Annotated in this window: 17 protein-coding genes; 12 read left to right on the top strand and 5 right to left on the bottom strand. The window is 67.7% G+C overall.

Features of this window, described 5'->3' with window-relative positions; genetic code table 11:
• Nucleotides 1-208: 208 nt before the first annotated feature.
• Nucleotides 209-2,419, bottom strand: coding sequence for a TonB-dependent receptor (locus tag V3B25_RS09675; RefSeq protein ID WP_329810577.1), 2,211 nt, complete (start codon nt 2,417-2,419; stop codon nt 209-211).
• 135 nt (nt 2,420-2,554) lie between these two features.
• On the opposite strand from V3B25_RS09675, the gene V3B25_RS09670 reads away from it, so the two are divergent.
• Together V3B25_RS09670 and V3B25_RS09665 are read left to right on the top strand one after the other, a co-directional pair.
• Nucleotides 2,555-2,968 carry a MerC domain-containing protein gene (locus tag V3B25_RS09670; RefSeq protein ID WP_008264835.1) on the top strand — a complete coding sequence of 138 codons (414 nt, stop codon included), beginning with the start codon at nt 2,555-2,557 and terminating at the stop codon, nt 2,966-2,968.
• Nucleotides 2,969-3,078: 110 nt separating this feature from the next.
• Nucleotides 3,079-3,258, top strand: a complete 180-nt coding sequence (locus V3B25_RS09665; protein ID WP_004150462.1) for a 30S ribosomal protein THX — start codon at nt 3,079-3,081, stop codon at nt 3,256-3,258.
• Between the two features lie 98 nt (nt 3,259-3,356).
• Here V3B25_RS09665 and V3B25_RS09660 read toward each other — a convergent pair whose 3' ends face one another.
• From V3B25_RS09660 to V3B25_RS09650, 3 genes are all read right to left on the bottom strand, one after another.
• Nucleotides 3,357-4,607 carry an ectonucleotide pyrophosphatase/phosphodiesterase gene (locus V3B25_RS09660; RefSeq protein WP_329810576.1) on the bottom strand — a complete coding sequence of 417 codons (1,251 nt, stop codon included), beginning with the start codon at nt 4,605-4,607 and terminating at the stop codon, nt 3,357-3,359.
• A gap of 407 nt (nt 4,608-5,014) precedes the next feature.
• Entirely contained in the window at nt 5,015-5,506 is a 492-nt protein-coding gene (locus V3B25_RS09655; RefSeq protein WP_012510484.1) for a methylated-DNA--[protein]-cysteine S-methyltransferase, read from the bottom strand.
• Nucleotides 5,503-6,981, bottom strand: a complete 1,479-nt coding sequence (locus tag V3B25_RS09650) for an AlkA N-terminal domain-containing protein (RefSeq protein WP_201118503.1) — start codon at nt 6,979-6,981, stop codon at nt 5,503-5,505. The genes V3B25_RS09655 and V3B25_RS09650 overlap by 4 nt, the downstream gene beginning before the upstream one ends.
• A gap of 431 nt (nt 6,982-7,412) precedes the next feature.
• Between V3B25_RS09650 and V3B25_RS09645 the strand changes: the two genes are divergently transcribed.
• From V3B25_RS09645 to ubiM, 4 genes are all read left to right on the top strand, one after another.
• Nucleotides 7,413-8,576 (top strand): hypothetical protein, encoded by a 1,164-nt coding sequence (locus V3B25_RS09645; RefSeq protein WP_329810575.1) that lies wholly within the window; start codon nt 7,413-7,415, stop codon nt 8,574-8,576.
• 58 nt (nt 8,577-8,634) lie between these two features.
• The gene (locus V3B25_RS09640; RefSeq protein ID WP_032128358.1) at nt 8,635-9,180 is read left to right on the top strand and encodes a DUF4019 domain-containing protein; all 546 of its coding nucleotides are present in this window, start codon (nt 8,635-8,637) and stop codon (nt 9,178-9,180) included.
• Nucleotides 9,181-9,191: 11 nt separating this feature from the next.
• On the top strand, nt 9,192-9,581 hold the full coding sequence (locus V3B25_RS09635) for an MAPEG family protein (protein WP_032128357.1): 390 nt from the start codon (nt 9,192-9,194) through the stop codon (nt 9,579-9,581).
• Between the two features lie 80 nt (nt 9,582-9,661).
• Nucleotides 9,662-10,840 carry a 5-demethoxyubiquinol-8 5-hydroxylase UbiM gene (gene ubiM / locus V3B25_RS09630; protein WP_132809666.1) on the top strand — a complete coding sequence of 393 codons (1,179 nt, stop codon included), beginning with the start codon at nt 9,662-9,664 and terminating at the stop codon, nt 10,838-10,840.
• Nucleotides 10,841-10,865: 25 nt separating this feature from the next.
• On the opposite strand, the gene V3B25_RS09625 is transcribed toward ubiM, so the two are convergent.
• A complete protein-coding gene (locus V3B25_RS09625; protein WP_010486399.1) occupies nt 10,866-11,087 on the bottom strand; it encodes an RNA-binding S4 domain-containing protein in 222 nt (73 codons plus the stop codon).
• A 266-nt stretch (nt 11,088-11,353) separates the two neighbouring features.
• Here V3B25_RS09625 and V3B25_RS09620 point away from each other — a divergent pair, with 266 nt between their 5' ends.
• The 6 genes from V3B25_RS09620 to V3B25_RS09595 all read left to right on the top strand — a co-directional run bounded on the left by V3B25_RS09620 (nt 11,354) and on the right by V3B25_RS09595 (nt 20,975).
• Nucleotides 11,354-13,300, top strand: coding sequence for a DEAD/DEAH box helicase (locus V3B25_RS09620; RefSeq protein ID WP_032128355.1), 1,947 nt, complete (start codon nt 11,354-11,356; stop codon nt 13,298-13,300).
• A 227-nt stretch (nt 13,301-13,527) separates the two neighbouring features.
• Nucleotides 13,528-15,951, top strand: a complete 2,424-nt coding sequence (locus V3B25_RS09615; protein ID WP_134951488.1) for an EAL domain-containing protein — start codon at nt 13,528-13,530, stop codon at nt 15,949-15,951.
• Between the two features lie 109 nt (nt 15,952-16,060).
• The gene (locus V3B25_RS09610; protein WP_201118514.1) at nt 16,061-17,725 is read left to right on the top strand and encodes a sensor domain-containing diguanylate cyclase; all 1,665 of its coding nucleotides are present in this window, start codon (nt 16,061-16,063) and stop codon (nt 17,723-17,725) included.
• A gap of 34 nt (nt 17,726-17,759) precedes the next feature.
• On the top strand, nt 17,760-18,482 hold the full coding sequence (locus V3B25_RS09605) for a pseudouridine synthase (protein ID WP_329810574.1): 723 nt from the start codon (nt 17,760-17,762) through the stop codon (nt 18,480-18,482).
• A gap of 144 nt (nt 18,483-18,626) precedes the next feature.
• Nucleotides 18,627-19,697, top strand: a complete 1,071-nt coding sequence (locus tag V3B25_RS09600; protein WP_201118516.1) for a sensor domain-containing diguanylate cyclase — start codon at nt 18,627-18,629, stop codon at nt 19,695-19,697.
• Nucleotides 19,698-19,814: 117 nt separating this feature from the next.
• On the top strand, nt 19,815-20,975 hold the full coding sequence (locus tag V3B25_RS09595; protein ID WP_329810573.1) for an AAA family ATPase: 1,161 nt from the start codon (nt 19,815-19,817) through the stop codon (nt 20,973-20,975).
• The last annotated feature ends 20 nt before the right edge of the window (nt 20,976-20,995 follow it).

Here is a 20,995-nt window from a genome sequence, read left to right as displayed (position 1 = left end):
TGTCCGATTGGCGAGACTTTGAGTGACGGGATTGTCCGCTTGTTGTGGTACGCACATCTTTGTGACGAATGCGTGATGGATGCTGCACAAAGAGATGGGGGCCAGAAGGCCCCCATCGGATCTGCTTGCATTGGATCCACGCCATGCGTGGGCTGAGGCTGGGGTCAGAACCCATTCCTCTGGAATGGGATCCGACTCCACTACGCGATCAGAAGAACGCGCGGATGCCGAATGCGACACCACGGCCCGGCAGCGGCGAGTAGTCGCGCAGCAGCGAGGTGTGCGGGCGCACTTCACGGTTGGTCAGGTTGCTGCCATCCAGGAACACTTCGTAGCTGTTGCTCGCGTTGCGATCCCAGCGGTAGGCCAGATGCGCGTCGACCAGGGTGTAGCCGTCGCTCGGCGCTTCGTTCTGGGCGACATCCTTCTGGCGGCTGTAGCGGACCGCACCGACCGAGGCGCGCCAGCCGTCCTTCGACCAGCGCAGGTCGGCGCCGACGCGGGCCGGGGCGATGCGCGGCAGGTAGCCGGTGTTGGCCAGCTCCACGCTGTAGTTGTGGTTGTGGTCGCCATGCGGCACGGCGATGTCGAGGTTGCGGCTGCCGTTGCCATCCAGCTTGGCCTTCACGTAGTCGCCGAACACGCGCAGGTCCCAATCACCGGCGCCGCCTTCGAACAGGTGCACCAGCGCTTCGGCTTCGGCACCGCGGAACACCGCATCCTGCTGCGTCCAAGCGCGAACCGGCAGGCCCTCGGTGACGCCGGTGTCGGCCAGGTAGATGAAGTCCTTGAACCTGGTCTGGTAGACCGACGCGGAGAAGTCCAGGCGTTCGCTGTGGGTGTGGATACCCAGTTCCACGCGCTGGCCGCGCTCGGTCTTCAGGTTGGCGTCGCCGATTTCCAGCGAGCGGGTGGCGATATGCGCGCCGGCGGCATACAGCTCTTCGTTGGTCGGTGCACGCTCGGAGCTGTCCACGCCGATGCGCAGGTCGACGGTGTCGTTGAGCTTCCAGATGCCGGCCGCAGACAGGTTGGTGGCGCCGAAGGTGCGGCGGCGATAGTCACCGGTCGGGTCCAGCTTGACCTGGTCGTGGCGGCCGCCCAGTTCCAGCTTGAACGGGCCGAACTGCTTTTCCTGCAGCACGAACAGGCCGATGTTCTTCGTGCCGGTATCCGGTACGAACGCCTCTTCGCCCTTGGCACCGAAATCACTGTTGCCGAACTGCAGGCCGAACGCGCCGTCCCAGCCGCCGATCTGCTGCTGCACGGCTTCCAGGCGCGCCTCGATGCCACGGTTGGTAAAGCGGGTGGACGGCGTGCCGGCTTCCAGCTCCACGTGCTCGTAGTCGGTGTAGGCCACGCGTGCATTGATGTTCTTCAGGAACGAGACCGGGTTGTAGATGCCGGCCTTGGTCTCGAAGCGGTTCTGCACCATGTCGATGCGCACGTCATGCTCGTCGCCGCCTTCCTCTTCATCGCCATGGTCGTGGCCGTGGTCATGGCCATGATCATCGCCATCGGCATGCACGTGCGCGCCATTGGGAATGCCGTAGTTGGTGCGGTAGGTGCTGGCTGACAGACCGAAGTAGCCGCCGTCGCCCAGCCACGTTGCGCCGACGCCGCCGGCGCGGGTACGGATCGAACTGTTGTCCAGGCGGCCGCGGCGCGGTTCCTCGCCCTCGGCTGCATCGTGATCATGGTCGTGATCGTGGTCATGGTGGTCTTCAAGACTGTCGATCACCGCGTAGCCGGGAATGCGGTAGTCGTCGCCATTGCGCACCAGACCATCCACGTGCAGCACGACATTGCCGCTGACACCATCGAGGCGGAACATGCCGCTGCGTTCGTTGTTCACCGAGTTGCCGCGCAGTTCGGCACGGCCGCTGAGCGGGCGCTCCGGCAGCTCGCGCGCGATGCGGCCATCGACCACATTGACCGCGCCACCGATGGCGCCGCTGCCGAACAGCAGCGTGGCCGGGCCCTTCAGTACTTCAATCTGGTCGGCCAGGAACGGCTCGATGCTAGTGGCATGGTCGGCACTGACGGTGGAGGCATCCATGTTGCCCATGCCATTGGACAGCACGGCCACGCGAGGGCCTTCCTGGCCGCGGATGATCGGGCGGCCGACGCCAGGGCCGAAGAAGGTGCTCTGCACGCCGGGCAGTTTGGCCACGGTATCGCCGAGGGTGCCGGCCTTCTGCTCGTCCAGGCGCTCACCGGCCAGCACGTCCACCGGGCGCGCCAGCGATTCGGCATCGCCCTGCAGCGGCGACGCGGTGACCTGCACCGACGACAGTTCAGTCAGGTGGCGGTCACGATGGGAATCGTCTTCGCTGGCGGCGAAGGCAGCGGTCGGAAGCAGGGCGGTCAGGGCCAGGGCGAGGGAATGCGGCTTCAACCGCGGGGTACGGGCGGGCATTGGTGGGTCCTTTGTTACACTGTATCAATCGCTGGGCGCACGAATCCCGTCAGCGGGACAGGGGGAGGGAAACCGTGCGGGTCGGGGAGGGATGTTATATTATTCCATAACGATTCGCCGACCCTGCTGGAAGTCATGTCCCTGTCCTCACGCTTGCGCCACCTGCTCGACCGTTTCGGCGCCACTGGTTCGATGCTGTGCGCGGTGCACTGCGCGGTGATCCCCGTGCTACTGGCCGCGGCGCCGTCGCTGGGCCTGTCGTTCTGGCTGAGCGATGGGGTGGAACAGGCGCTGGTGGTGTTCGTGACCCTGCTCGGATTGTTCAGCCTGGTCTGGGGCTACCGCCGGCACGGTGCGCTGCGTGCGCTGGGCTTCCTGATTCCCGGCCTGGTCGCGTTGTGGGCCGGCGTGCTGTACGACCCGCTGCACCACAATGCGGTGCCACACGCGGTGGTGATGACCATCGGCGGCCTGCTGGTGGGGGTCGCCCATCTGGTCAACCTGCGCCTCAACCACGGTCACGTGCATGACGCCAGCTGCGCGCACTAGGCGCTCCGTGATAGGATTTTCGATCGTGCGCGGGGGCGCCCAGCAAGGCGGCCCCGTCGAACCCGTGTCAGTACGGGGTAACCAGATTTCACATTTGAGGAGTTGAAGACATGGGTAAGGGTGACCGCAAGACCGCCAAGGGCAAGCGCTACAACGCCAGCTATGGCAACGCCCGTTCGCACACCGCGAGCAAGGTCGCCGTAGGCGCCGCCGCTCCGGTTGCCAAGAAGACCGTGGCCAAGGCTCCGGCGAAGAAGGCTGTGGCGAAGAAGGCCGTCGCCAAGGCCTGATCCGGCCTGGACCGGTTCAATGAAAAACGCGGCGCCTGGCGCCGCGTTTTTTTATGCCTGTCCGGCGAGCTGAGCGTGGGCTCGGCTCTACAACCGGATCAGCGCAGGGTTTTCTTCAACGTTTCCGGATTGCCATCGCTCGGCGCGGCCGGCACCTGCAGCAGGTGCGCCAGCAGCGGGTAGACGTCGACATTGTCGAAGCCATCGATCACCAGGCCCTGGCGGAACGACGGGCCGCTGGCCACGAATACCGCGCGCATGGAGGGCAGGGCATTGTCGTAGCCATGCGAGCCGCGATCCTGATGGTCTCGCTTGGCGATCTTCTCCTGGTGCAGGGCATCCCAGCCTTCATCCATCATGCAGACAATGGCGGGAATGCGCGGGTGGGTGCCGTAGTGCAGGCGCGGCGGCAGGTTCTCTTTCTTCCAGCACTCATACCGGTCGTGACGACCGAGCAGGGCGCGCTCGGCGGCGGCTTCGTGACCGGCCAACGGCGCAAAACCCACCGACTGGCCCTGGCTGACGTTGCGCGCGATGGCCGGGTCGACCATTGATTCGGTGGAGATCACCTGGCCGACCGGGACGCTGGCCATGCCATGGTCGGAGACCACGATCACGTTGGTGGTCGCGGCCAGGCCGCGCTGCTGCAGTCCATCGAGTACCTGGCCGATGATCTGGTCGGCGCGCACGATGGCGTCGGCGTACTGCTTCGATTCGGGGCCGTAGTTGTGGCCGGCCTTGTCCACGTGCTCCATGTACAGCGTGGTCAGTTGCGGTGCGTCGGCATCGGTCTGTGCAAGCCAGTCCAGCACGGTGTCCGCGCGTTGTTCCAGCGGTTCCTTGCCGTCGTACACGCGCCATTGGCTTGGGCGCACACCACGGATTTCCGATTCACTGCCCGGCCACGAGGTGGTGGCCGAACGCACCCCGGCGTTCTCGGCGCCGACCCAGATCGGTTCGCCGCCCCACCAGCCGCTGGTGGTGACCGCCTCACGGTTGCTCAGCTCGAACCGGCCTAGGGCTTCATCGTCCATGCTGTTGTTGACGATGCCGTGGTGGTCCGGGCGCAGGCCGGTGACGATGGTGTAGTGGTTGGGGAAGGTCAGCGACGGATAGGACGGGGTCATCCAGCGTGCACGCACGCCGCCGTCGATCAGGCGCTGCAGGTTCGGGGTCAGGCCGCGGTCCAGCGCATCGGCGCGCAGTCCGTCGATCGAGATCAGCAGCAGCTTCGGCGGCGCAGCCGCAGCGACAGCGGTGGGAGCGGAGGCGGAAGGGGCGGGCGCGGTGGTGCAGGCGGCCAATGGCAGCAGCAGCGCCAGCGCGCAGGTCAGGCGTACGGAAGTCATCCGCGCATGATAAGCCGGTGCAATGACGCGCCCAAGACACGCTGCGCCGAAGGGCGCAGCGTGTCCGCGCATTTTTCCTTATCCCCGCGCCTGTCGGCGCGCCCCCTTCAACAAGAAGGGGGCTTTTCTCCAGACATGTTCCTGATGCTTCCATCCATGCATGGCGTGGATCTACCGTGTCGACCAAGGTCGACACCTACCAGCAGCCGCGTAGTGCGCCGTCCCGACAGATCGCAGGAACCTGTCGAAGGCGGGGTGGGTCCGGTTGCAGGGGCGTGAGCGCCATGGATGGCGCGACCGACTTGCAGCGTCCCCTGCAACCGCACCCACCCCGCCTCCGCGCAGGAAGCCCGCTGTTGCTGTTGCTCTAGCCTCTGCGGGTGCCGGGCGCAGCCCGGCCAGCCCTCTCAGGCGAACAGCGGGGCCTGGCGTTGTTCCAGTCGCAGCAGTGCGGCCTTGGTTTCCAGGCCGCCACCGAAGCCGGTCAGTGCCCCGTTGCTGCCGATCACTCGATGGCAGGGCAGGATGATCGGCAGCGGATTGCGCCCATTGGCAGCGCCGACGGCGCGGGTCGCACTGGGCTGGCCCAGGTGCTGCGCCAGCTGCAGGTAGCTCCAGGTCTGGCCGAACGGGATCAGAGCCAGCGCCTGCCACACACGCAGCTGGAACGGCGTGCCGCGTGGCGCAAGCTCCAGGTCAAAGCTGCTGCGTTCGCCGTGCAGGAACTGCAGCAGCTGCTCGCGCGCTTCCGGCAGCGCATCCGGCGCGTAGTGCCAGTCGTCGCGGCCGCGTGCCGGGTGGCGGTTTTCCGGGAACAGCACGTGGGACAGGCCACGCTCGTCACCGGCGATGGTCAGCACGCCGATCGGGCTGTCGAAACGGTCGAACAACAAGGTCATGTCGGTTCTCCAACGAAAGTGCCGGACAGGTGCCACAGGTGCAGCACGGCATAGGCACGCCAGGGGCGCCACGGTTGCGAGCGCGCTTCGGTCGCGCGTTCGCTCAGGCGCTGGCCCTGCGCATGGCCGAGCACCTGCTGCAGTACCAGGTCACCGGCCGGGAAGGCATCGGGCTGGCCGAGCCCGCGCAACGCGATGTACTGCGCGGTCCACGGACCGATGCCCGGCAGTACCACGCAGCGGGAAACGAACTCTTCCAGCGCCTGGCCTGGGCCGAAGTCGAGCGCGCCACTGGCACAGGCGGCGGCAAGCGCACGCACGGTGGCGGCGCGGCTGCGTGGCAGGCCGATCGATTCCAGTGGTGCCTCAGCCAGCACCTCGGGCGCGGGGAACTGGCGATCGAATTCCGATGGCATGCCTGGCAGGTGTGCGCCATAGGCATCCACCAGCCGCCGCGCGAAGGTGGTGGCTGCGGCCACGCTGACCTGCTGTCCGAGCACGGCGCGTACGCCCACCTCGAAGCCATCCCAGCCGCCGGGGACGCGCAGCCCGGGGCGTTCGGCGATGCCACGCGCCAGCAAGGGTTCCTCATCCAGTGCGGCGTGGACCTGCTGCAGGTCGGCGTCCAGATCGAACACGCGACGTACGCGGCGCACGATGTCCGGGATCAGGCGCGGATCGACCGCGCCCAGCTGCAGGCGCAGTTCCGGGCGCTTCGGGTCGGCGGTGACGCGCAGCAGGGTGGGGCGCTCCGGCGTGCCGAGCACGCGCTGGTAGCTGTCTTCGCCGATCAGCTCGATGCCGGGCAGGCTGCGCTTGCGCAGGAAGGCCAGCATGCGTGGGAAATCCAACGGCGGGCGGTACGCCAGGCGCAGTACCAGGCAGCCGTCATCGGCGGCCAGCGGCTGGTGCTGGCGACGCAGTGCTGTCGGTGCCATGCCGCAGCCCTGCAGGAAGGCCGTATTGAAACGGCGCAGGCTGTTGTAGCCGGCGGCCAGCGCGACGTCGGTCACCGGCAGCGTGGTCTCGGTCAGCAGCTGCTTGGCCAGCAGCAGGCGATGGGTGGCGTGGATCTGCCCTGGCGTTGCGCCCAGATGTTCGACGAACAGGCGCTGCAGCTGGCGCGTGCTGAGTCCGATCTTCTCTGCGAGGTCGGCTACCGGCTGTTCCTGCAGGAAGCCACCATGGATCAGGGCCAGTGCGCGCTGCACGGTCTGCCCGGCCAGTGCCTGCTGCGCCTGCGGTGCCAGCTCGGGGCGGCAGCGCAGGCACGGGCGGTAACCGGCTGCCGCAGCAGCGGCCGCAGTCGGGTAGTAGGTTATGTTGCGTGGCTTCGGTGGCGGTGCCGGGCACACGGGGCGGCAATAGATGCCGGTGCTGCGCACGGCGGTGTAGAACACGCCGTCGAAGCGTGCGTCGCGGGCCAGGCGGGCGCGGTCGCAGGCGGCGGTGTCGAGGGCAAGGGCGGTGTCCATGGCGCCAGTCTAGGCGTGTGCGGGCGAGGATACTCGCCGGATTCGGACATGGATGCTGGAGGGGGTTCTGGCAGGGCTTGCAGCCCTGCACCCGCAACGTCAACGTCAACGTCTCAATCAAAAGCTGGCAGGCCGGGGTTGGGCGGGGCGGTCTGGGCTGTCAGGACACGCCGTAAACCCGTCCATGGGGGCTCGATGGCGCCATCCATGGCGCCAACGGTCCTGTCAGCCCACACCGCCCCACCTCTGACAGTTGGTCGCTGCAGTTGGTGGGTGCCGACCGTTGGTCGGCACGCTTTTGCTGTTGGTAGGTGTCGACCTTGGTCGACACGCTTTTTTCCAAGGGTCAGAAGGGGTTCAGTGCCACGCGCTGAATGCGCGGCCTGGACGGGTAGACTGTGGCTCTTGCTCCCATGAATCCCGGTTGCCCGATGTCCGCCAAATTCCGCTGGTTGCCCCTGTTGTGCCTGGCCCTGGCGGGCTGCAGTCAGTTGGAGAATCCGGGCAATGTGACCGCTGCCGACAAGGCGGCGCGGGCGCCGGCCAGTGATGGCGAGAACATGGTGTCGATCAATGCCGCCGACGCGCCACCGCCGCCGGCACCGCCGCGCAGCCAGGCGGATCGGCCGTGGCCGCAGGCGCAGTTGGAAAATGGTCGTGCCTGGGTCAGCTGCAGCACCGAGTATGCCGGTGATGCCGGCGACGGTGTCGAACTGGAAGGCCTGCAGCGCGAGCAGATCACCCAGGCCCTGGCACCGTGTGCCGAGCGAGGCCTGATGCGCGTGCGCTACGCCGGCAAGATCAATCCGGGCTTCGCCGAGATGATGTGGCGGTTGGCCGTGGTCGCTGACGAGCAGAAGATCCACAAACGCATCCTCGATCTGGACTCCAGCGGCGGCCAGGTGGAATCGGCGATCGTCGCCGGTGACAGCATCGGTGAATCGGGCTGGACCATCTGGGTGCGCGAGGGCTCGATCTGCCACAGCGCGTGCGTGTTCGTGCTGGCCGCCGGTGACAACCGCCTGCTGTCGGGCAAGGTCGGCATCCACCGCATGATGCGCATCAGTTCCAAGGCCACCTCGCGCGCCGAGCTCAACCGCGAGCTGCACGAGGTCTACGACAACGTAAAGGACTACCTGCAGCGCAACGGCGTGGCGGTGGGCGTGGCCGATCTGATGATGACGGTGCCCAACCGCAGCCTGCGCCTGCTGACGCCGGACGAACTACGCCAGTACGGTCTGGATGGCACCAACGCGGTGCAGGACGATCTGGAACGGATCAAGCAGATGCGCGCCTGCGGCGATGACTTCGTGCAGCGCAAGGATGCGTTCCTGATCGCCTTCGACCAGCAGTGCAAGCGCGACGGCGCCGACATGGAATCGATCAACAGCTGCGGCCAGGCACTGAAGCAGCGCTTCGGTTTCCCGGATGCGGTGTGCCCGGAAGAAAGCCCGCTGTCGGAAATCGATGTGGCAACGTTGCCGCCGGCACCGTCGGAGCCGCCGCCGGTGGCCGAACATGCGCCAGCAGACACCGGCACGCCTGCCGCGCAGGCCGATGCCGCAGCGGTGGAAGGCAGCGCCCACGCGCGCTGACGAACAGCTCACCGCGCTGGCGTAGACTGCGGTTCTTTCCCGAGAACCGGCGGTGTCCATGAAGCGCGTGCTCCTGCTGCTGTCCCTGCTGCCCCTGACCGCATTGGCGCAGGCACCCGCGCCGGCCACGCCTGCACCGGCACCCGCGCGCCCCGCACCGGCATCGCCGGCGGCTGCGAAACCGGCCACGGCCGGCGCTCCGGCGTTGACTGCCGCGCAGCAGGCGCAGGTGCAGAAGCAGGATGCGGAAATGGGCGCGGCCGCAGTGAAGGCGGCGCAGCTGGTCGATGCCAATCGCGCTGGCGAATTGTGGGATGGCGCCTCCGCCGTCGCGCGCCGTGCAGTACCGAAGGCCGCCTTCGTCAGCCAGTTGACTGCCGAGCGCACGCGCCTGGGCGCGCTGGCCGGGCGTGGCCAGCCGACCATCACCCGGGTCAAGTACAGCGCCGGTGCCGCGGTGCCGGAGGGGCTGTACATCAACGTCAGCTTCCCGACCCGTTTCGCCAACAGCGCGCAGCCGGTACGCGAGCTCGTCTCGTTCCGTTTCGACGAGGACCAGGTGTGGCGCCTGGCCGGTTACAGCCTGCGTGCGTCGGCACCCTGAGGAGATGATCGATGGCAACTGAACTGACGATGCTGGCCTGGTCGGTGCTGCTGGGCTTTGTCTACATCTTCGCTACCTCCACCGTGGTCACCCGCGAGCGCGGGATGAAGTGGAATGCCTCGGCGCGTGATGGCGAAGCCAGGCCACTCAGCCCGCTGGCCGGGCGCCTGCAGCGTGCGCAGGCCAACTTCCTGGAGACGTTCCCGTTCTTCGCTGCCGCCGCCATCGCAGTGGTCGTGGCCGGGCGCGGCAACGACACCACGGCGCTGGCGGCGCAGGCCTACTTCTGGGCGCGCGTGGTCTACCTGCCGCTGTATGCCGCGGGCGTGCCCTACGTGCGCAGCCTGGTCTGGGCAGTGTCGCTGCTGTCGATCCTGGCGCTGGTGTTCGCGTTGTTGTGATCCCGGCCTGATCCAGATCAAGGCCGGTCAGGTGCGCGGCGCTATGCTGGCGCGGACTGAATCAACGGCAGGAGGCGCGCATGCGCAGGATGGACGTGGTGGTGGTCGGCGCCGGACCGGCGGGGCTGTGTTTCGCGCGTGCGCTGGCCGGTAGCGGCCTGCAGGTCGGGCTGGTCGAAGTTCAACCGCGCCAGGCCCTTGCCGAGGCCGCCTTCGATGGCCGTGAGATTGCGCTGACCCATGCCTCGCGGCAGAGCATGGAGCAGCTGGGGCTGTGGCAGCGCCTGCCGCAGGCCGAAGTCGCTGAACTGCGCGATGCCAAGGTGATGAACGGCGGCTCGCCGTTCGCGCTGACCTTCGCCAGCAGCCAGGTGGACGGTCAGCCGCTGGGTTGGCTGGTGCCCAACCATCTGATCCGCCGCGCTGCATGGGATGCCGTGCAGGGGCAGGACGGCCTGGAGCTGTTCGACGGGCGCAAGGTGCTGGGCGTGCAGGCCGATGCGCAGGGCCACGTGGTCAAACTCGATGACGGCAGCCAACTTCATGCGCGCCTGCTGGTCGCCGCTGACAGCCGCTTCTCCGCAACCCGCCGCATGCTCGGCATCGGCGCGCAGATGCGCGACTTCGGCAAGTCGATGCTGGTGTGCCGCATGCAGGTTGAGCGTGATCATCACCACACTGCCTGGGAATGGTTCGGCTACGGCCGCACGATGGCGTTGCTGCCGCTCAACGAAGGCCAGGCATCAGCAGTGATCACGCTGCCACCGCGGCAGATTGAAGAACTGCTGGCGATGGACGAGGTGGCCTTCGGTGAGGCCATCGGTGCCTGCTTCGAACACCGTCTTGGCCGCATGCAGCCAGCGGCCACGCCGCAGGCGTATCCGCTGGTGGGTGTGTACGCGCACCGTTTCGTCGGCGAGCGTTCGGCGCTGATCGGCGATGCCGCGGTGGGCATGCATCCGGTCACCGCACATGGCTTCAATCTGGGCCTGGCCAGCGCGCAGCGGCTGGCGCAGGGCATCGTCGAACAGCAGCGTCGCGGTGCCGACATCGCTGCCGCCGGCATGCTGGCCAGGTACCAGCGGGGTCACCGGCTGGCGTCGCGGCCGCTGTACGAGGCCACCAATGCCATCGCCAGCCTGTATACCGACGATCGCCGCCCGGCGCGGCTGCTGCGCGCGGCCGGCCTGCGTCTGGCACAGGGCGTGGCACCGTTCAGGCAGCTGATCGCCTCGCACCTGACCCAGCGCGTGGCCTGAACCGGTTCAGATCAGCCCGTTCAGATCAGCCGGCGGCCAGCACCCGGATCTGGCTGTCGGCGAACTCGACCACCTGGCCTGCGCGGATCTTGCAGGCCTTGCGCAGTTCGACTTCGCCGTCGACCCGCACCTGGCCGTCACCGATGACCATCTTGGCCTCGCCGCCACTGGTGACCAGGTCGGCCAGCTTGAGCAGCTGCTTGAGTTCGACGTAGTCACCGTCGAGGTCGAATTCGAGAATCTGCATGGAGCGGGGTTCCTGGGGAAGGGCGCAGCCAGCGGCCGGGCCGGTGAAGAGGGCGCGTATTGTGCGCCAGCTTGGGGCATGACGGTACGCGCACGGCAAGCTGTACGCCTTGTTCAGGATCAATGCGGTATGATTCCGCTCTGAGCGAGTGAAATCTCCTCCAACCGAGCAGCGCCAGGGCACGCGATAAGAAGGGCGCCCAAAGCGCGGACCATCACCTTTTTTATCGCACTGCCAGGAAGACGGCAGTGTCTTCGGAGTTCCCCATGTCCCAAGATTCCCAAGCGCCGCTGCAGTTCGCGCAGCTCGGCCTGTCCGAGCCCGTGATGCAGGCGGTCACCGCCATCGGCTACGAAACCCCGTCGCCGATCCAGGCCGCCACCATCCCGGCGATGCTGGAAGGCCGCGACGTGCTGGGCCAGGCCCAGACCGGCACCGGCAAGACCGCAGCGTTCGCGCTGCCGGTACTGTCCAACATCGACCTGCAGCAGATCAAGCCGCAGGCCCTGATCCTGGCGCCGACCCGCGAACTGGCCATCCAGGTTGCCGAGGCGTTCCAGTCCTATTCGTCGAAGATCCCGGGCTTCCGCGTGCTGCCGGTGTACGGCGGCCAGCCGTACGGCCAGCAGCTGTCGGCCCTGCGCCGCGGCGTGCACATCGTGGTCGGTACCCCCGGCCGCGTGATCGACCACCTGGACCGCAGCACCCTGGACCTGTCCGAGCTGAAGACGCTGGTGCTGGACGAAGCCGATGAAATGCTGCGCATGGGCTTCATCGACGACGTCGAAGCCGTGCTGAAGAAGCTGCCGGAGCAGCGCCAGGTGGCCCTGTTCTCGGCCACCATGCCGCCGCAGATCCGCCGCATCGCGCAGACCTACCTGCAGGACCCGGTGGAAGTGACCATCGCGGCCAAGACCACCACCTCGGCCAACATCCGCCAGCGTTACTGGTGGGTGAGCGGCATGCACAAGCTGGACGCGCTGACCCGCATCCTGGAAGTCGAGCCGTTCGACGCGATGATCATCTTCGCGCGCACCAAGGCCGGCACCGAGGAACTGGCCAGCAAGCTGCAGGCCCGTGGCCTGGCCGCTGCCGCCATCAACGGTGACATGCAGCAGGCCCAGCGTGAGCGCACCATCGCCATGCTGAAGGAAGGCAAGCTGGACATCCTGGTCGCCACCGACGTGGCTGCCCGCGGCCTGGACGTGGAGCGCATCAGCCACGTGCTGAACTACGACATCCCGTACGACACCGAAAGCTACGTGCACCGCATCGGCCGTACCGGTCGTGCCGGCCGCAGCGGCGAGGCGATCCTGTTCGCCACCCCGCGCGAGAAGGGCATGCTGCGCCAGATCGAGCGCGCTACCCGCCAGCCGATCGAAGAGATGCAGCTGCCGAGCGTTGAAGCGGTCAACGACACCCGCATCAACAAGTTCACCTCGCGCATCAGCGAAACCCTCGGCGCCGGTGGCCTGGACTTCTACCGCCAGCTGCTGGAGCGTTTCGAGAACGAGCAGAACGTGCCGGCCATCGAAGTGGCTGCCGCGCTGGCCAAGATGCTGCAGGGTGACACCCCGTTCCTGCTGCAGCCGCCGGTGCGTGCCCCGCGTGAAGAGCGCGCACCGCGCGAACGCTTCGACCGTGGTGACCGCCCGGAACGTGGCGATCGCTTCGACCGCAACGAGCGTGGTCCGCGCTTCGAGCGTGGTCCGCGCCGCGACGACGCCGAAGGTGGCTTCGAGCAGCGTCCGCGCCGTGAGGTTCCGCCGCGTGGTGCGCCGGAGCAGGGCATGGAGACCTACCGCATTTCGGTCGGCCACCAGCACGGCGTGAAGCCGGCCAACATCGTTGGCGCCATTGCCAACGAAGCTGGCCTGGAAAGCCGCTTCATCGGCCGCATCGACATCCACGACGACTTCTCGCTGCTGGACCTGCCGGCACAGATGCCGCCGGACGTGCTGTCGCACCTGCAGAAGGTGTGGGTGTCCGGCCAGCAGCTGCAGATGCGTGCGCTGGCCCCGGGTGAAGACACCAACCCGGCCCCGCGTCCGTTCAAGCCGCGCTTCGACAAGCGTGGTCCGGGCGGCCCGGGTGGCCCGCGTCGCGGTGGCCCGGGCGGTCCGGGTGGCCACGGTGGCGACCGCGGCGGTGACCGCGACAGCCGCCCGCCGCGTCGTGACGGCTTCAAGCCGCGCGGCCCGCGCAGCTTCTAAGCCGCACCTGCGGTCCTGAACAACGCCAGCCTCCGGGCTGGCGTTGTCCGTTATGGGCCTGGAAAAGGGGACGGAGGGGATTAAGTCGTTTATGCCCGGCAGTGCGCTTATGCCGAAAACGACTTAATCCCCTCCGTCCCCTTTTCGCATGGCAAACACATTGCCGGTCATAGGCTGGGCCGGTTCCAAGGGAGGTTGTCACCGCAGCACATTCGGGGGGATCCGGGATGGGTAGAAGTGGCACGGACCAGCAGAGCCGGCGGGTGCCGATGACCCGTGGCCTGGGATTGCGCTTTGCGTTGTTGACGGGCATGGCGATCGGGTTGGTCGCGCTGTCCGCGTTGATCCAGGAACTGCAGGCGGCCTCGACGGCCTGGATTGCCGGCCAGGGCTACTGGTCGCGGGGGCAGCAGGATGCGACCGCTGCGCTGAGCCGCTACCTGGCGCGTGGCGATGCGCAGGACCTGGATGACGCGCGCCAGGCCCTGCGGATTCCGTTGGGGGATCTGCAGGCCCGGCTGGCGCTGGAACAGGCGGTACCGGACGAGGAGAAGGCCCGGCAGGGTTTCCTGCAGGGCGGCAACGCGCGCGCCGATATTCCACGCCTGGTGTTCTCGTTCCGCTACGCCCGTGACCTGGGAGCATTCCGCGAAGCCACTGCACTGTGGCGGCAGACCGATGGTGATCTGGAGGCTGTGCAGGCCCTGGTCGCCGAGCTGCAACGGAGGCATGCGGCAGGTGAACTGCCCGTGGCCGACCGCAATCGCTACCTGCAGCAGCTGCGGGATCTCGACCGCCGCCTGCAGGTGCAGGCCCAGGCGTTCTCGCAGGCGCTGCTGAGGATGGCCACCATGGTCCGGATCGCCACGCTGATGGTTGGTGGCCTGTCGGTGCTGGTGATCAGCCTGATGGCAGTGGCGCTGGCGCGTCGTGTAGGCAAGGACCTGACCGAGCACGAGAGCCGCTTCCGCGCGGCGTTCTACCAGGCCAATGTCGGCATGCTGAAGCTCGACACCGATGGCCGCGTGGTCGAGGCCAACCAGGCGATGGCGGATATCCTCGACTATCGGCGCGATGTGCTGCTGCAGATGCTGCTGGGTGACCTGCTGATGGAGGGGGAACTGGTCCTCGATGGTGTCGGCCGCATCGACTGGGACCGGCAGCTGCGGCCGAGCGAGCTGCGTTTCCGCCGGCGCGATGGCAGCCTCGTCTGGGGACGCTGGAGCGGTACCGCGGTTCGCAGCTCGGGCGGTGGATTGTCGGTGTTCGCGATCATCGAGGATGTCAGCCAGAACCATGCACTGGCGCGCGAGATCGAGCATCACGCCAGCCACGATCCGCTGACCGGCCTGATCAACCGCCGCGAGATCGAACGCCTGCTGGAACGCGCGCTGCTGCAGGTCCGGACCGACGGTGGTACGCATGCGCTGTGCTACATCAACCTGGACCACTTCAAGCTGGTCAACGACAGCTTCGGTCATGCCGCCGGCGACCAGATGCTGCGCGGTTTCGCCGACTATCTGGTGGCGGCGGTGCGTGATGGCGATTGGGTCGGCCGCCTGGGGGCCGATGAGTTCGCGGTGTTTCTCGCCCACGCCGGCCAGGATGAAGCCAAGCGGGTACTGCAGCGGGTGATCCGCAACCTGGGCCAGGCCACGTTCCCGATCAGCGAGGGCAGCCCGCAGTTGAGCTGCAGCATCGGCGTGGTCGAGGTCAGTGCCGACGCCCCCGATGTGAACTGGCTGATGAGCGCTGCCGACAGCGCCTGCTATGCCGCCAAGCAGGCCGGTCGCAACCGCGTGCACTGCTTCAACGAGAACCGCATGGCGCTGGAGGAGCGGCGGCAGGAGGCCGAGCGTCTGCAGGGTGTCAGCCTGGCCATGGCGGAGAATCGCATGCTGCTGTACGCGCAGCGCATCGCCCGCGTGGGCGATCCGTCCTACCTGCACTACGAAGTGCTGGTGCGCATGCGCGGTACCGATGGCAGCCTGCACCTGCCCGGTCAGTTCATGCCGGCGGTGGAGCGATACGGCATGGCGGTGGCGCTGGATCGGCACGTGCTCGGGCTGTTGTTCCGCCACCTGCAGGTCTGCCCGGCACACGTGCGCCAGCTGGGCCTGTGCAACGTCAACGTTTCGGCGCAGTCGATCGCCGAGCCCGGATTCCTCGCCTTCGTCTGCGACCTGCTCGAGCGCAACCGCGCGCTGGCCTCCAAGTTGTGCTTCGAGATCACCGAGACCGCGGCGATCAGCAACCTCAGCCAGGCCCGCGCCTTCATCGATGCGGTGAAGGCACGGGGGTGCCGGATGGCGCTGGATGACTTCGGCTCCGGCCTGTCTTCCTTCGGCTACCTGCGCCAGTTGCCGGCGGACATCCTGAAGATCGACGGCACCTTCGTGCGTGACATGGACACCGACCCGGTCAGCCACGCCACGGTGCGGGCGATCAGCGAGCTCGGGCGGGAACTGCAGATGGAGGTGGTGGCCGAATGGGTGGAAACCGCCGAGGTGGCTGGCGCACTGACCCGGCTCGGCGTGCAGGGCCTGCAGGGCTACGCGATCGAGCGGCCGCAGCCGCTGGAACGGATGACCCTGAGTGACCTGAGGCCGGTCCGCCTGGTGGCGGTGAAGGGGCCTCCGGCCGCTGGCTGAACGGCGCACGGCGACTTTGGTCTACACATGCGCGGCGTGCCCGGCTGCGATAATGCGCGCCAGGGGCGACGCGCAGTGGGCGCGGACGTAAGCAGGAACAGGATGTGGCGTGGGCGTCAGGCAGTGGCGGTACGAAACAGGGGCGCTGCTGGTCGTCCTGCTGATGGGAGTGTTGCTTCCCGGTCTGGTGCACGCGCGCCTGGCCGAGGCCGGCCGGGATTTCCTGCTGGTTGGCGCACCGACGGACGAACCGACACCCCATCGTGGCTGTACGCCCGCGATGCTGGCCGGGCCGCGCGAGCAGGTAGAGGTACCGGCGCCGCCCGGGGGCTGGTCGGGGCAACCCCAGGCGCTGGATGTGTTCAACGTGTTCGCTGGCGAAGTCCGCGTACAGCATGGTGACCGCGAGATCTGCGGCAACATGCACGATGCGCGCACCCGTGATTCGCGCTTCCGTGCCGGCATCGGCCTGGTGGCGGTGCCAGCGGCAGGCAGCCATGAGCCGTTCCTGGTGTCGTGGCAGGCGCCGCTGAAAGCGCGCTGGGTGCCGACCTTGCGGCTGGGGGCACCCAGTCCGGTCCAGCAGAACGATACCGCCCGCCTGCTGGTGCGCGCGGCCTGCATCGCGGTGGCGATCGCGCTGGCGCTGTCGGCATTGATGGCCTACCTGACCACCCGTGACCGCAGCTTCCTGGTCTACATCGGCGCGACGATCGTGGTGGTGGTGTGGCAGGCGGTTCTTGGCGGCTTGAGCGGCTACCCCGAACCGTGGCTGCCGGTGGGCGAGCGCGGCGCGTGGTGGCTGCTGGCGCTGACCGCCGCGACCCAGGCGCTGGTGCTGCCCGCTCTGTGGCGCCTCAACGGCGGGGACCGCTTGCTGCCGCGCTCGCGGCCGGCACAGCAGGCTGTGCTGTGGGGCCTGATGGGACTGGCCGTGCTGGTGCCGTGGCTGCGCTGGGAATCCCTGGCGCTGGTCGCGCAGAGCCTGCAGCTGACCTTCATCCTCGGTTGCCTGTTGTCACTGGCCGCTGGCATGCGTGCCTGGTTGCGCGGTGACTGCTGGGCGTTGGCGGGCCTGGCGGCGCTGGTGCCGCTGCTGGTGATGATCGCCGCCGATGCCAGCAGTGCGGGGTGGCTGCTGGAGTACCGGGTGGAAGCACTGCAGCTGTCGGTGACCTGGCTGCTGATGATGGCCGCCTATGCCATGAACCAGCGGTTGGGCCGGCTGCGCCAGCAGCGCGATGAACTGCGCCAGCTGGCCGAGACCGATGGCCTGACCGGGCTGCCCAACCGCCGGGCCGGCCTGCAGCAGCTGGCCCGTCACCTGGCACAGGTCGACCGTGAGCGCGGCCCGCTGGTGATCGGTTTTCTCGACATCGACCTGTTCAAGGACATCAACGACCGCCATGGCCACGCGGTGGGCGACCAGGTGCTGGTGGCGGTAGCGCGTGCCCTGCGCACGGCAGTCCGCAGCCAGGACGAAGTGGTGCGGATGGGCGGCGAGGAGTTCCTGCTGCTGATGCCGGGCATGCCGCGCGAGGCGGCGTCGGCGCGCCTGGACCGCCTGCGCCAGCGCATCACCGAAGCCGGCCAGGCCCTGCAGGTGCCGGGCCTGGAAGTGACCGCCAGCATCGGACTGGCGCAGTGGCGGCCGGGTGAGGATGACCTGGCCGGGCTGCTGCGGCGGGCCGACCATGCCATGTACGTGGCCAAGCGGGCGGGTCGCAACCGGGTGTTCGACGGCGAAGAGCTCGATCCGCCGGCCCCGGCATGAAGCGCAGCGGGCGGCGATGCCGGATAATGGACCGATGACCACCCGACTCAACAAACATATCGCCGACACCGGCTTCTGCTCCCGCCGCGAGGCCGATCGCCTGATCGCCGCCCGCCGCGTCACCGTCAACGGCCACGCGGCCGGCACCGGTGCGGTGGTGGGCGAGGAAGACCAGGTGCTGGTCGACGGCCAGCCGCTGCGTGCGCGCGTGGCACGCAAGCCCGGCGCCCGCCGCCACGTCTACATCGCGCTGAACAAGCCGGTGGGCGTCACCTGCACCACCGAAACCTCGGTCAAGGGCAACATCGTCGACTTCGTCGGCCACGAACAGCGCATCTTCCCGATCGGGCGCCTGGACAAGGAGTCCGAGGGACTGATCCTGATGACCAGCAACGGCGACATCGTCAACCAGATCCTGCGTGCCGAGAACGGCCACCAGAAGGAGTACCTGGTGGCGGTGAACAAGCCGGTCACCGATGAGTTCCTGCGCGGCATGGCGCGCGGCGTGCGCATCCACGACCAGATGACGCTGCCGTGCAAGACCTCGCGCATCGCCAAGTTCGGCTTCCGCATCACCCTGCAGCAGGGCCTGAACCGGCAGATCCGCCTGATGGCCGCCGAATTCGGCTATCGCGTGACCCAGCTGCGCCGCGTGCGCATCGACAACATCAAGATCGGCGCGCTGAAGCCGGGCCAGTGGCGCAACCTGACCGAGCAGGAACTGCTGGGCCGGCGGCCGAAGCAGCTGGACTGGTAGCGCGCGGTAGTGCCGGCCGCTGGCCGGCTGCACCAGGCATCGAATGCGCGCGGGATGCCGGCCAGCGGCCGGCACTCCCCGTTGTGCGGATTGCGCACCGGCATCAGCTAGACTCCGCAGTGACCTGCCGGAACGTGACGCTGCATGATCAAGCCCGACAAGCCTGCCAACGAAGCCCTTCGGCTCGAGGCGCTGTACCGCTACCGCATCCTCGATTCGCAGCGCGAAAAGTCATTCGACGACCTGGTGGCGATTGCCAAGGCGGTCTGCGGTACCTCGATGGCGGCGGTGACCCTGATCGACGTCGAACGGCAGTGGTTCAAGTCGATCCAGGGCATCGACGCGGCGGAGAACCTGCGCAGCGAATCGATGTGTGGCCATGCCATCCTGCAGCCGCAGGAAATCATGGTGGTGGAGGACGCGTTGCAGGACATCCGCTTCCACGACAATCCGGTGGTGACCGGCGACCCGCACATCCGCTTCTACGCCGGCGCGCCACTGATCAGTTCCGATGGCCTGCCTCTGGGAACGCTGTGCGTGTTCGACGCACATCCGCAGCAGCTGCCCAGCGACAAGGCCGAGGCACTGGCCGCGCTGTCGCGGCAGGTGATGCTGGTGATGGAACTGCGCCGCTTCGCGCTCGACATCCAGAAACACATGCTGGAGCGTGATGACTACGAGCGCCTGTTGTCGGAGTACCAGGACCTGCTGCTGGCGCAGAATGCCGACCTGGCCGAGCAGAGCCGCACCGATGCGTTGACCGGCCTGCCCAACCGCCGCGCGATGGCGGCAGCGCTGGAAGAGGCGGTGGCGGAGATCGAGGGGCAACCGGGCGTGGCCTGCGTGGCCCTGCTGGACATCGACCATTTCAAGCACATCAACGATTTCCAGGGCCACGCCACCGGCGACCGGGTGCTGGCCGAGCTGGGCGTGCTGCTGCGCTCGCATTTCGCTGGCCGTGGCATGGCGGCGCGCTATGGCGGCGAAGAGTTCGTGGCGGTAATGCCGGGCACCGACCTGCACACGGCCGAACTGCAATGCGAGTTCCTGCGCCTGGCCGTGGCTGACCTGCCGCTTGGATTCCCGGTCACGGTCAGCATCGGTGTTGCCCAGCACCAGCCAGGTGAAAGCGTGGATGACATGCTGGCGCGCGCCGACAAGGCGCTGTACCGGGCCAAGGGCAACGGTCGCAACCGGGTGGAACGGGCGGGCTGAAGCCCCAGGTAGATCCACGCCACGCGTGGATGAAAAATCCATTCGAAGGCCGTGCGCGTCGCATTCCCTGCGATCCACGTGCTGCACCATGCCGTCCCTGTTCCCACGGACACAACCATGCTGCAGACCCTGGCCATCGCCCACTATCGCTCGCTGCACGGGCTGGTACTGCCGCTGCAGCAGTTGAATGTGGTGACCGGTGACAACGGCAGTGGCAAGTCCAGCCTGTACCGCGCGCTGCGCCTGCTGGCGGAGACCGCACAGGGCGGCGTCGCGGCGGTGCTGGCCCGCGAAGGCGGCCTCGCTTCGGCGCTGTGGGCGGGCCCGGAAAAAATAGATCGCCGGGTCACTGCCGGCGAAATCCCATTGCAGGGCGGCCCGCGTCAGGAATCGGTGGGGCTGAAGCTGGGCTTCACCACCGACGAGTTCGGCTATGCCATCGACCTGGGCTACCCACCGCCCAGCCGTTCGGCCTTCGCACTGGACCCGCAGATCAAGGCCGAGGCGATCTGGGCCGGGCCGTTCCTGCGCAGTGCCAACCTGCTGGTCGACCGACGTGGGGCAATGGTGCGGCAACGCCATGCGCGTGGCTGGGATCTGGTCGACGATCGCTTGTCACTGTTCGACAGCCTGTTCACCCAGGTGGGCGACCCGCAGCGCATGCCGGAAACCATCGCGCTGCGAGAGTACATCCGTCGCTGGCGCTTCTACGATCATTTCCGAAGTGATGCCGATGCTCCGGCGCGACAGCCGGCAATGGCCACACGCACGCCGGTGCTGCATCACGACGGTCGCGATCTGGCCGCAGCGTGGGTGACCATCCTCGAGATCGGCGATCCGGGCGCACTGGCGCGCAGTGTCGACGATGCGTTCCCGGGTGCCACGGTCAGCTTCGAGCCGCTGGATGGCCGGTTGGCGCTGCGTTTCCACCAGCCGGGGCTGCTGCGGCCATTGTCGATGGCCGAACTCTCCGACGGCACGCTGCGCTTCCTGCTGCTGGCCGCTGCGCTGCACACGCCGCGTCCGCCGCCGCTGCTGGTGCTCAACGAGCCGGAGACCAGCCTGCATCCAGACCTGCTGCCGGCACTGGCGCGGCTGATCATCGCGGCCAGTGCACGCAGCCAGGTATGGGTGGTGTCACATGCCAGCCGACTGATCGCGGCGCTGGAACAGGCACCGGGTTGCCATTCGCTGCACCTGCACAAGGAACGGGGCCGCACATTGCTCAGCGGGCAGGGCCTGCTGGATGCCCCGGCATGGCATTGGCCGCAGCGTTGATACGGCGATCCACGCCCGAT

This window comes from Stenotrophomonas sp. SMYL8 (genome assembly GCF_036320065.1).
In the GTDB taxonomy this organism is placed as follows: domain Bacteria; phylum Pseudomonadota; class Gammaproteobacteria; order Xanthomonadales; family Xanthomonadaceae; genus Stenotrophomonas; species Stenotrophomonas maltophilia_A.
The sequence above is the reverse complement of the archived record's forward strand: the minus strand, read 5'-3'. Positions and strand labels throughout refer to the sequence as shown.